Genomic DNA, 11,270 nt, shown 5'->3' with positions numbered 1-11,270 from the left:
GTCAGCCTGCCACCGGTTCCGGGGTGACGACGCGGCCGTGCGCGAGCCGGACGACGCGGTCGGCGACCTCGAGGGCGACGGGGTCGTGGGTCACGACCACGACGGTACGGTCCCGGGCGGCGGCGCGCAGCGGCTCCAGGACCCGTCGGGCGGTGGCCGCGTCGAGCCCGGTGGTCGGCTCGTCGAGGACCAGCACGGGGGAGTCGCGCAGCAGCGCGCGGGCGATCGCGAGCCGCTGGCGCTGGCCGCCGGAGAGCGAGCGGCCGCGCTGCCCGATCCGGGTGGCGTACCCGCGCGGCAGCCGCCGGACGAACTCGTCGGCGTCCGCCGCCCGTGCCGCCGCGCGGATCTCGTCCGGGGTTGCGTCCGGGCGGGCGAACGCGATGTTCTCGGCCACCGAGGCGTCGAGCAGCAGGTTCTCCTGGAGCACCACGGTCACCGCCTCGCGCAGCGAGCGGGTGGTGATCTCCTCGAGCGGCACGCCGTCGAGCCGGACGGTCCCGGCCTCCACGTCGACGTGGCGCGTCAGCACCCGCGCGAGGGTGGACTTCCCGGCGCCGCTGCCGCCCACCACGGCGACGACCTCGCCGGGGCGCAGCTCGAGGTCGACGCCCTCGAGCGCCCGGTGGTCGGCGCCGGGGTAGCGGACCGAGACGCCGGTCATCGAGACCTCGCCGCGCGGTGCCGGCAGGTCCCGCGCACCGGGTCGCTCCTGCGGCGGCTGCTCGTCGAGCAGCTCCACCAGCCGCTCGATGCCCGCGGTCGCGGCGTACATGGAGGGGACGAGGTCGGCCAGGTCCCGCACCGGGCGGTAGCACTGGGCGAGCAGGGTGAGGAAGGCGAGCAGCCCGCCGAGGGTGAGCCGATCGGTGGACAACGCCCAGACCCCCATCGCGACGACGAGCAGGGTGCCGACGAGCTCGGTCAGGTCCACGAGCGGGAGGAACAGCGCCCGGACCCGGCTGCCGGCGAGCTCGGCGGAGAAGATCGCGCGGTTCTGCCGCTCGTACTTCTCCGCCGAGTCCTGCTCACGGTTGTAGCTCTGCACCAGCGGGAGGTTCGCCAGGTTCTCCTCGGTGACCGCACCCAGGGAACCGGAGCGGCGGCTGCTCTCGCGGGAGAGCCGTCGGACGAACTCGGCGAACCTGGTGGCGATCCACCAGAAGAGCGGGACGACGACGAGGGAGGCGAGCGCCAGCTCCCACTGGAGGAAGAAGAGCGCCCCCACGAAGAACAGCAGCCGTACGGCGGAGTCGATCCCGTTGGTGAGGTGGCCGATCATGAACGTCTCGACCGCGGCGACGTCCGAGGTCAGCCGGGTCATCACGTCGCCGAGCCGCCGGCGCTCGAGGGTGTGCAGGGGCAGGGACAGGACGTGGCGGAAGACCTCGGTGCGCAGGTCGAGCAGGAACTTCTGGGAGATCCAGGTGCCGAGGTAGTCGTCGAGCCCCGAGACGACCGCGCTCACCAGGTTCAGTCCGATGAAGACGGCGGCGAGCCAGAGCAGCGGCTGCCAGCTGGCCGGCACGAGGACGTCGTCGACGAGCCGCTGGAAGAGCAGGATCTCGGCGACCTCGATGGCCGGGGCCGCCGCCACCAGGAGCAGGGCGGCGGCCAGCCACCGTCGCATCGGCCGCACGCGCGGCCAGAACCGGACCAGCACCTGGCGGAGCCGGAGGCCGGGAGCGTGCTCGACCAGCGGCGCGTCGTCCTCCTCGGGACGCAGCGCGGCGGCGATCCGCGCGGACGTCGTGCCCATCGAGCTCCTCCTCCCGGTCCTCCGGCCCCTGGGCCGGTCAGTTGGTGCGGCTACGGCTGCGGCTGCGGTTGCGGCGACGACGCAGCCGGCGACGGCGCATCCGGCGACGGCGGCGGCGACGGCGACGGCGGTCGTCGCTGTCGTCGCTCCTCGAGCCGGCGGCCCGGGCGATCCTGGCGGGCTGGAGCGCGGTGAGGACGCTGGAGCGTGCCATGGGTGCCTCCTTCGGTGGGTGGTGTCAGGCGGTTCCGCCTGCTGGCACGACCGACTCTGGGCGGTGACGATGGGACCGGCATGAGAGAGGGGTGAGAGCGGTCTTACGTGCAGGTCACCTTCCGTTCACCTTCGGTGCGTTGCTCCGTCGTGCCTGGGGAAGGGTGGGTGTGACGGGGGCGACGTGGCCGCGGCCCCCTGCCGAGGCATACCCTCGACCGCGGCAGCCCGCTGCCCCGGCAGCGGATCCCGACCCTCACCGAAGGCTGACCTGTGGACCTGATGGAGTACCAGGCGAAGGAGCTCTTCGCCAAGCACGGCGTGGCGACCACCGTGGGCGTCGTCGTCGAGACCGCCGAGGCCGCGAAGGCCGCCGCCGAGGAGATGGGCGGCGTCACGGTCGTCAAGGCGCAGGTGAAGGCCGGCGGCCGCGGAAAGGCGGGCGGCGTCAAGATCGCCAAGACCGCCGACGAGGCCTTCGAGCACGCGTCGAACATCCTCGGGATGGAGATCAAGGGACTCACCGTCAACCGGGTGCTGATCACGCCGGCGACGCCCCCGGAGGAGGAGTACTACTTCTCCTTCCTCCTCGACCGGGCGAACCGGCAGTACCTCTGCATCGCCTCCGTCGAGGGCGGCGTCGAGATCGAGGAGGTCGCCAAGACCAACCCCGACGCGGTCAAGCAGATCCCCGTCGACCCCGGCACCGGCGTCGACGAGGAGAAGGCGCGCGCGATCGCGACCGAGGCGAAGTTCCCCGAGCCGGTCTTCGAGCAGGCCGTCGCGATAATCCAGGCGCTCTACCAGGTCTTCGTCGAGGAGGACGCGACCCTCGTCGAGGTCAACCCGCTCGCCCGGCTCGCCGGTGACAAGCTCGAGGCCCTCGACGGCAAGGTGTCGCTGGACGACAACGCCTCCGAGGTCCGCCACCCGGACCACGAGGCGTTCGTGATCCGCGAGGAGGCCGACCCGCTCGAGGCGAAGGCGAAGGACAAGGGGCTCAACTACGTCAAGCTCGACGGCCAGGTCGGCATCATCGGCAACGGCGCCGGGCTGGTCATGTCGACCCTCGACGTCGTCGCGTACGCCGGTGAGGCGCACGGCGGTGTCAAGCCGGCGAACTTCCTCGACATCGGTGGCGGCGCGAACGCCCAGGTGATGGCCGACGGGCTCGACGTCATCCTCCACGACCCGCAGGTCAAGAGCGTCTTCGTCAACGTCTTCGGCGGCATCACCGCCTGCGACGAGGTGGCCAACGGCATCAAGGGCGCGTTGGAGATCCTCGGCGACGAGGCGAGCAAGCCGCTCGTCGTCCGCCTCGACGGCAACAACGTCGAGGAGGGCCGCCGCATCCTCGACGAGCTGAACCACCCCCTGGTGACCCAGGTCGACACGATGGACGGCGCGGCCGACAAGGCCGCCGAGCTGGCCAACGCCTGACCGCCCCGAGACGACGGAGAACGAGGACACACGATGTCGATCTATCTGAACAAGGACTCCAAGGTCATCGTCCAGGGCATGACGGGTGGGATGGGCTCCAAGCACACCACGCTGATGCTCGACGCGGGCACCGACATCGTCGGCGGCGTCAACGCCCGCAAGGCGGGGACCACCGTGGAGCTCGGCGGCCAGGAGCTGCCGGTCTTCGGCACGGTCGTGGAGGCGATGGAGAAGACCGGCGCGGACGTGTCGGTGGTCTTCGTGCCACCGGCGTTCACCAAGGACGCCTGCATCGAGGCGATCGACGCCGGCATCGGGTTGCTCGTGGTGATCACCGAGGGCGTGCCGGTGCAGGACACCGCCGAGGTCTGGTCCTACCTGCAGGGCAAGAAGACGCGGATGATCGGGCCGAACTGCCCGGGCATCATCACGCCCGGTGAGTCGCTGGCGGGGATCACCCCGCACACGATCGCCGGCAAGGGGCCGATCGGGCTGGTCTCCAAGTCGGGCACGCTGACCTACCAGATGATGTACGAGCTGCGGGACTTCGGCTTCTCGACGGCGATCGGCATCGGCGGCGACCCGGTCATCGGGACCACCCACATCGACGCTCTCGAGGCCTTCGAGAACGACCCGGAGACCGAGGCGATCGTGATGATCGGCGAGATCGGCGGCGACGCCGAAGAGCGCGCGGCGGCCTACATCAAGGACCACGTGACCAAGCCGGTCGTCGGCTACGTCGCCGGCTTCACCGCCCCCGAGGGCAAGACGATGGGCCACGCCGGCGCGATCGTCTCCGGCTCCTCGGGCACCGCGGAGGCGAAGAAGGAGGCCCTCGAGGCCGTCGGCGTCAAGGTAGGCAAGACGCCGTCCGAGACCGCGCAGCTGATGCGGGAGATCCTCCAGTCGCGCTGAGCGCATGACGGGACCGGCACCATCCGGGCGGGTGGTGCCGGAAGCCCCGGCGGCGTCGAGACGTAGGTCCTCGACCTCGCGGCCCCTGCACGATCCTGTCGGTCCGGCGACCTAGAGTCCCTGCGTGACCACGGGGGACGGTGGTCCGCGGCGTGCGACGCCGGCGGACCCGAGCGGCGCCGGCGACCCGGCCGCACTGGCCAGGGCGCTGACCGAGCTGCGCACCGGTGCGGGGCTGACGATCCGCGAGGTGGGCCGACGCACCGGCATCCCCAGCGCGACCCTGGGTGGCTGGTTCAGCGGCCGCCACCTTCCGCCGGCGAGCCAGAAGCAGCAGCTCGCCGCCGTGCTCGACGTCCTCGGCGCCGGTGACGCCGTCGAGGAGTGGTGGACGGCGGTCAACCGGGTCCGCCGCGTGGGCAGCGGGACAGCCGGCGGGGTGCCGCCCTACCGCGGGCTCGAGAGCTACGGCGTCGACGACGCGACGTGGTTCGTCGGGCGCGAGGAGCTGACCGACGAGCTGGTCGGCCGGGTCACCGCGCTGCTGGACCGCACCGGTGGACCGGGGCTGGTCTGCCTGGTCGGTGCGTCGGGGTCGGGCAAGTCGTCGCTGCTCCGCGCCGGGCTCGTCGCGCGGCTCGCCGCGGCCGACGTCGCCACCGTGCTCCTCGAGCCGGGCCCGCAGGCCCGGGCCGAGCTGGCGGGGGCGCTCGACGTCGTCGACGGTGCGGCGGCCAGGGTCCTGGTCGTCGACCAGCTCGAGGAGCTGTTCGCGGCGGGCGAGCCGGAGCGGCGCGCCTTCCTGGAGCAGCTGGTCGCGCTCGCGGAGGAGCCGGGCACCGTGGTGGTCGCCGGGCTCCGGGCCGACTTCTACGGTGCGGCGCTCGCCGAGCCGCTGCTGCTGCCGCTCCTCGGCGACCACCAGGTGCCGGTCGGGCCGCTGTCCGAGGAGGCCCTTCGTCGGGTGGTCGAGGAGCCGGCGGCGCGGGCCGGACGGCCCCCGGAGCCCGAGCTCGTCGCCCTGCTGCTGCGCGACGTGGTGCCGGCGGGGCGGCTCCCCGACCCGAGCGCCCTCCCGCTGCTCTCGCACGCGCTGCTCGCGACGTGGGAGCGGGCCCGCGGGGCACGGCTGACCGTCGCCGACTACCTCGAGGTCGGGGGCGTCGCCGGTGCCGTGCAGCGCACCGCCGAGGAGCTCTACGCCGCGCTGTCCCCCGAGGGCCAGCGCCGGGCCCGTCGGCTGTTCGCGCAGCTGGTGAACGTCGACGAGGAGGGCGCCGCCACCCGTCGGCGGGCCGGGTTCGACGACCTCGACGACGACCCGGGGACCCGTGAGGTCGCCGAGACGTTCGTCGACGGGCGGATCCTGACCGTCACCGAGACCACCGTCGAGGTGAGCCACGAGGTGCTGCTGACCGCGTGGCCCCGGCTCCGGGCGTGGCTCGCCGAGGACCGCGAGGCGCTGCTGCTGCGCCGCCGGCTCGGGCGGGCGGCCGAGGACTGGGTCCGCTCCGGCCGGGACCCGGCGCTGCTCGCGGTCGGGCCGCAGGTGGAGCGGGTGCGGGCAGCGGCGGAGGCGGCCCCCGGAGGCGGGCTGACCCCGCTGGAGCGGAGCTACGTCGAGGCGACCACGGCCCTCCACGAGCGCCAGCAGCGGCTCGAGGAGCGGCGCGCCCGCCGGGTCCGCATCGGCGTCGTCGCCGTGGCGCTGCTCGCGCTGGCCACGAGCGTGCTCTCGGCGTACCTGCTGGAGAGCGGCCGCGAGACCGACCGGCTGCGCGCCGCCGCGGAAACCGCACGCAACGAGGCGCAGTCCCGGCAGGCCGCCGTGCAGGCCGACCACCTGCGGGCGACCGAGCCGGCGCTCGCCGCGCAGATCGCGTTGGCGGCCTACCGGCTCGCGCCCACGGTCGAGGCGCGGTCGGTGCTGCTGGAGACCACCGGCCTCGCGCCGACGACGCGGCTCACCGGCCCCGAGGGCACGGTCCGCGCGGTCGCCTCGCCCGACGGGCGGCTGCTCGCGGTGGCCGGCTCCGACGGCCGGGTGCGGCTGCTGGCCCGCGACGAGCAGGGCGCCACGCCGCAGCCGGTCGGCTCGGTGGAGGCCGCGGGCGGTGGGCCGCTCTACGCCGCCGCGTTCAGCCCCGACGGGCGGCTGGTGGCCGTCGGCGGCGGCCCCGGCGCTGTGACCGTCCTCGACGTCTCCGACCCGACCGCGGCGACGGTGGCGTGGACGGTCCGCGCGGAGCGCGACGAGGAGCACCCCGCGGTGCAAGACCTGGTCTTCAGCGACGACGGCCGGACGCTGCTCGTCGCGACCAGCGGCTCGGGGCTGCAGCGCCGTCGCGCGGGCGACGGCCGGCTCGAAGGCCCGGTGCTCGACGCGCCGCCGCTCCTCGCCGTCGACGCGGCGCCGGACGGGACGGTCGCGGTGGGCGGCGAGGACGGGCTCGTGCAGCTCTGGCGCCCGGGCGCGGGAGGGTGGCAGCCGTCCCACGACCTCTCGCTGGGCGGTGCGGCCCACGACGTCCGGTCGGTCGCCTTCAGCCCCGACGGCGGGCTGCTCGCGGCCGGGGCCACCGACCGGCTCGTCCGGGTCTGGCGCACCGACAGCGGCCGGCCGGCGACCGAGCCGCTCGGCGGCTTCACCTCGTGGGTCAACGACCTGGCGTTCGACGACAGCGGCACCCGGCTCGCCGCCGCGGCGTCGGGCGGGCTCGTCCAGCTGTGGCGCACGCAGAGGTGGAGCCTCGAGCACCGCCAGCGCGGGCCCGCCAACTACACGTCGGTGGCCTTGCTCGACGGCGGCGCCGCGGTGCTGTCCGGGGCCCTCGACGGCACCGTCCACCTCACCCCGCTGACCGGGCCCCAGCTGCCGCGCGCCGGCGACCACGTCTGGGGGCTGGCGGCTCCCGACACCGGCGACGTGCTGTACGTCGGGGTGGGGTCGGCGGCGCCCCAGGTGCTCCGGGTGGACGTCACCGACCCGCTCAGCCCCCGGCTCCTGGGGACGCTGACCTGGCGCGGGCCGGGCGGAGACAGCCTGGACGGCGTCGTGACCGTGACCGCCGACGGCCGGCTGCTGGTGGCGGGCACCCGCCAGGGACGGCTGGTCGTGTGGCGCGACCCGGCGACCGACCCCGAGCGGACCCTCGTGGTGCGCCCGGCGCAGGAGCTCGTCGAGAACCTCGCGACCAGCGCCGACGGCCGCCACGTGGCCGCGACCGCGGACGACGGCTCGACGACCGTCTACGCGGTCGAGGGGGACCGGCTGCGCGAGGTGCTGGCGACCGACCTCGGGGGCGCGGAGCTCGCGCTGGGGGTGGCGCTCAGCCCGGACGGCGGGCTGGTCGCGTCCGGCGGGACCGACCGGCTGGTGCGGCTGTGGGCCACCGACGAGCCCGACCGGGCCCCGGAGGTGCTCGACGGGTTCGAGAGCTCCGTCTACGGCCTCGCCTTCTCACGGGACGGCTCCCTCCTCGCCGGCGGTGGGGCGGACGGCACCGTCCGGCTCTGGTCCGTCACGGACCCGGAGGACCCCGAACCGCTGGCCACCCTCCGTGGCCCCTCGGACACCGTCTTCTCCGTCGCCTTCGACCCGGAGGGCTCGACGCTCGCGGCCGCCAGCCAGGACGGCCGGCTGTGGCTCTGGCGGCTCGACGACGGGCGGGCCGAGCTGTTCGCCCGGCTCGGCACCCTCGGCGGCGCGGGCTACCAGGCGCTGCACCACCCGACGGCCGAGGTGGTGCTGGCCGGCGGGGCCGAGGGGCGGGTCAGCGCCTGGTCGACCGACGTGCAGGCGGCCCGTGACCGGGTGTGCGCGACGGCGGGGTCGGCGCTCACCCAGGAGGAGTGGGAGCAGTACCTCCCCGGCGTGCCGTACGACCCGCCCTGCTGAGGGGCCCGCACGGCGGCGTACGAGGTTGTACGGGGTGGCCCTCAACCGTCGAACACCCGCTCGGACCGACCTACCGTTCCCGGTGGGACCTCCGCGGGGGAGGGGTCCCGCGCACCGCAGGACCCCCGTTCGGACACCGGCACCGGCTTCCGGACGGGGGTCCTGTCACGTCCGGGCGTCGACCCGTCGTCCCTCCTCGTCGGTTCGTGTCGGGTGGGACACGCCCGGGAGGCACGACTCAGGTGACCGCGTTCCTCCGGGAGTACGCCGGGTCGCGGTGCTCGTCGTTCGCCAGGACCTCCACGAGCCGGTCCACGGCGTCGTGCACGTCGACGTGACGCACGTACAACGGGGCGAAGCCGAACCGCGCGACGTCGGGGACCCGGAAGTCGCCGACCACGCCGCGCGCGATGAGCGCCTGCACGACCCCGTAGGCCTCGGGGTGGCGCAGCGACACCTGGCTGCCGCGACGGGCGTGGTCGCGCGGGGTGACCACCTCGAAGCCCTGCCCGTCGAGGCGCTCGTCCACGAGGGCGATGAACAGGTCGGTGAGCGAGAGCGAGGCGGCGCGCAGCTCGTCGGCCGACACCCCGTCGAACGCGGTGAGCGCGGCGTCGAGGGCCGAGAGCGCCAGCACCGGCGGGGTGCCGACATCCATCCGCGCGATGCCGTCCGCGGGCTCGAACTCGCGGGGCATGTCGAAGGGCGTCCTGTGGCCCCACCAGCCGGTGATCGGTTGCTCCACCTGGCCCTGGAGCCGCGGCGCGACCCAGGTGAAGGCGGGCGCGCCGGGGCCGCCGTTGAGGTACTTGTAGGTGCATCCGACCGCCAGGTCGGCGTCCACCGCGGTGAGGTCGACCGGCACGGCGCCGGCGGAGTGGCAGAGGTCCCAGAGCGCGACGGCACCGGCGTCGTGGGCGGCCCGGGTCAGGGCGGCCATGTCGAACATCGCGCCGGTGCGGAAGTCGACGTGGGTGAGCGCGAGGACCGCGACGTCGTCGTCGAGGGCGGCGGCCGGGTCCGCGGGGTCGCACCAGCGCAGCTCCAGGTCGAGGAGGCGGGCCACGCCCTGGGCGACGTAGCCGTCGGTGGGGAACGTGGTCGGCTCCATCACCAGCGCCCGGCGGTCCGGCCGCAACCGCGCGGCCGCGACGAGGAGCTTGAACAGGGAGACGCTGGTCGAGTCGCCGACGGTCACGTCGCGGCCGGACACCCCGATGAGCGGCGCGATGCGGGCGCCGACGGAGCGGACCAGCCCCGTCCAGCCGGCCCGGTTCCAGCCGGAGACCAGCTCGACGCCCCACTCCGCGCGGACCGTCTCGGCCATCCGGTCGGGGACCGCCGTGGGCAGCGCCCCCAACGAGTTGCCGCACAGGTAGACCTTCCCCTCGGGCAGCTCGAAGAGGGCTCGTCGATCGGCGAGCGGGCTGGCGGAGTCGAGGGCGAGGGCGTCGTCACGGCTGAGGGGCACGAGCCGACTCTAGGTCCCGGCGTGGGCTCCCCGGATCGGGGCGCGGTCTGGACGACACTGGCCCCGATGGCCGATCTGCTCAGCCCCGTGTCGTCCCGCACCCGCCGCCCCCCGCGCCGCCCCGCGCCGGGGAACGCCGGGGACGCGGACACCCGTCGACCGCTCGTCCTCGGGGCCGCGCTCGCCGGCATCGCGTCGCCCGCGGTCGCCCTGCTGCTGCTCTGGGCCATCGGGCTGGTCGGCTGGTTCGCCGCGGACGGCGGCAGCCACGGCACGACGCGTTCCGTGCTCCGGCTGGCGACCGACACCTGGCTCCTCGCGCACGGTGCCGACCTGGCGGTCAAGGGGGCCGTCGTCACCGCCACCCCGCTCGGGCTCACGCTGCTGTGCGGGTGGCTGACCTATCGCGCCGGCCGGTGGGCGGGCGCCACCTCCGCCCCCGAGGAGCTGCGCGGGGTCGGGATGGCCACGGTCGTGGTCGCAGGGGTGTACGGCGTCGTGGCGCTGCTCGCCGCGGTGCTGGCCTCCGCCCCCTCGGCGTCCCCGAGCATCGCGGGTTCGTTCCTCGGCGGATCCCTGCTCGCCGCGGTGGCAGGAGGGGCCGGGCTGCTCCGTGGCTCCGGGCGGGCGGGCGAGCTCCGCCGCCGGGTCCCCGTCGCGCTCCTCGCGGTGCTGCACGGCGCGGCGACCGTCGTGCTCGCGATGGCCGCCCTCGGCGCGCTGCTGGTCGCCGTCGCGCTCGTCTTCCGCGGGCCCGCCGCGATCGGGGTCCTCGAGGCGCTGGACGCCGACCTCGCCGGCGGGCTCATGATGCTCCTGCTGCTCGCCGGCATCGCCCCGAACCTCTCGTTGCTCGCCGACGGGTACCTGCTCGGGCCCGGCTTCGCGGTCGGCACCGGCACCGTCGTCTCGCCCCAGGACGTCGTCACCGGTCCCGTCCCGTCGGTGCCGGTCCTCGCCGCGCTCCCCGAGAACGGCTGGACCCCCGGCTGGGTGATGGCGGTGCTCGCCGTCCCCGTCCTCGTCGGGGCGGTCGCCGGGTTCCTCACCGCACGCACCCACCCGACCCACCGCTGGGCCGACGGCGCCTGGCGCGCCCTCGGCGCCGGAGCGCTCGGCAGCCTGCTGCTCGCGGTCGCCGCCTCCGCGGCAGGCGGTGCCATCGGCCCGGGCCGGATGGCCGACATCGGGGTGGCGTTCCTCGGCACCTTCCTCGCCGCACTGCTGGCGATCGCCCCGGCCGCCGCGCTCGGCGGGCTCCTCGGCACGTGGTGGGTCCGAAGGCGGGACCTCCCCGAGGCCGAGCACCCGGTGCAGGTCGTCCGCGACGTCGAGCTGACCGTGCCCGTTCCCGTGCCGGTCCCGGTGGTGCCCACGGCGCGCCGCCACTCCGCGAAGCCCGAGGAGCCCGAGCACGACCTCTCGACCGAGGACACGGTCGCGGTCCGTGTCGACCAGCTGCGCGAGGACGTCCGGGGCTCCACGGCCCGGCGGCTGCGGCGGTGGCTCGGCGACGAGGACGCCTGAGCCGCGAGGCCGCGGACGGCGTCCGGAGAGGCACGGTCCGGCGGATA

7 protein-coding genes are annotated in these 11,270 nt (G+C 75.0%); 4 read left to right on the top strand and 3 right to left on the bottom strand.

The window, feature by feature from the left end; genetic code table 11:
* Position 1: 1 nt before the first annotated feature.
* Together FIP57_RS01475 and FIP57_RS23020 are read right to left on the bottom strand one after the other, a co-directional pair.
* Positions 2-1,759 (bottom strand): ABC transporter ATP-binding protein, encoded by a 1,758-nt coding sequence (locus FIP57_RS01475; RefSeq protein WP_148571218.1) that lies wholly within the window; start codon positions 1,757-1,759, stop codon positions 2-4.
* 37 nt (positions 1,760-1,796) lie between these two features.
* A complete protein-coding gene (locus tag FIP57_RS23020; protein ID WP_162529645.1) occupies positions 1,797-1,973 on the bottom strand; it encodes a hypothetical protein in 177 nt (58 codons plus the stop codon).
* 272 nt (positions 1,974-2,245) lie between these two features.
* Here FIP57_RS23020 and sucC point away from each other — a divergent pair, with 272 nt between their 5' ends.
* From sucC to FIP57_RS01460, 3 genes are all read left to right on the top strand, one after another.
* Positions 2,246-3,412, top strand: a complete 1,167-nt coding sequence (sucC, locus tag FIP57_RS01470; RefSeq protein ID WP_148571216.1) for an ADP-forming succinate--CoA ligase subunit beta — start codon at positions 2,246-2,248, stop codon at positions 3,410-3,412.
* A 33-nt stretch (positions 3,413-3,445) separates the two neighbouring features.
* Positions 3,446-4,327, top strand: a complete 882-nt coding sequence (sucD, locus tag FIP57_RS01465; protein WP_148571214.1) for a succinate--CoA ligase subunit alpha — start codon at positions 3,446-3,448, stop codon at positions 4,325-4,327.
* A 124-nt stretch (positions 4,328-4,451) separates the two neighbouring features.
* The gene (locus FIP57_RS01460; protein ID WP_148571212.1) at positions 4,452-8,225 is read left to right on the top strand and encodes an nSTAND1 domain-containing NTPase; all 3,774 of its coding nucleotides are present in this window, start codon (positions 4,452-4,454) and stop codon (positions 8,223-8,225) included.
* 238 nt (positions 8,226-8,463) lie between these two features.
* Here the strand turns inward: FIP57_RS01460 and kynU are convergent, their stop codons facing one another.
* Positions 8,464-9,696 (bottom strand): kynureninase, encoded by a 1,233-nt coding sequence (kynU, locus tag FIP57_RS01455; RefSeq protein WP_148571210.1) that lies wholly within the window; start codon positions 9,694-9,696, stop codon positions 8,464-8,466.
* A 66-nt stretch (positions 9,697-9,762) separates the two neighbouring features.
* Between kynU and FIP57_RS01450 the strand changes: the two genes are divergently transcribed.
* Entirely contained in the window at positions 9,763-11,223 is a 1,461-nt protein-coding gene (locus FIP57_RS01450; RefSeq protein ID WP_148571208.1) for a cell division protein PerM, read from the top strand.
* Positions 11,224-11,270 lie beyond the last annotated feature (47 nt).

Source organism: Nocardioides caldifontis (assembly GCF_008087345.1).
Taxonomy (GTDB): Bacteria; Actinomycetota; Actinomycetes; order Propionibacteriales; family Nocardioidaceae; genus Marmoricola_A; species Marmoricola_A caldifontis.
Note: the sequence above shows the minus strand (reverse complement) of the source record. Positions and strands in the feature narration are given on the sequence as shown.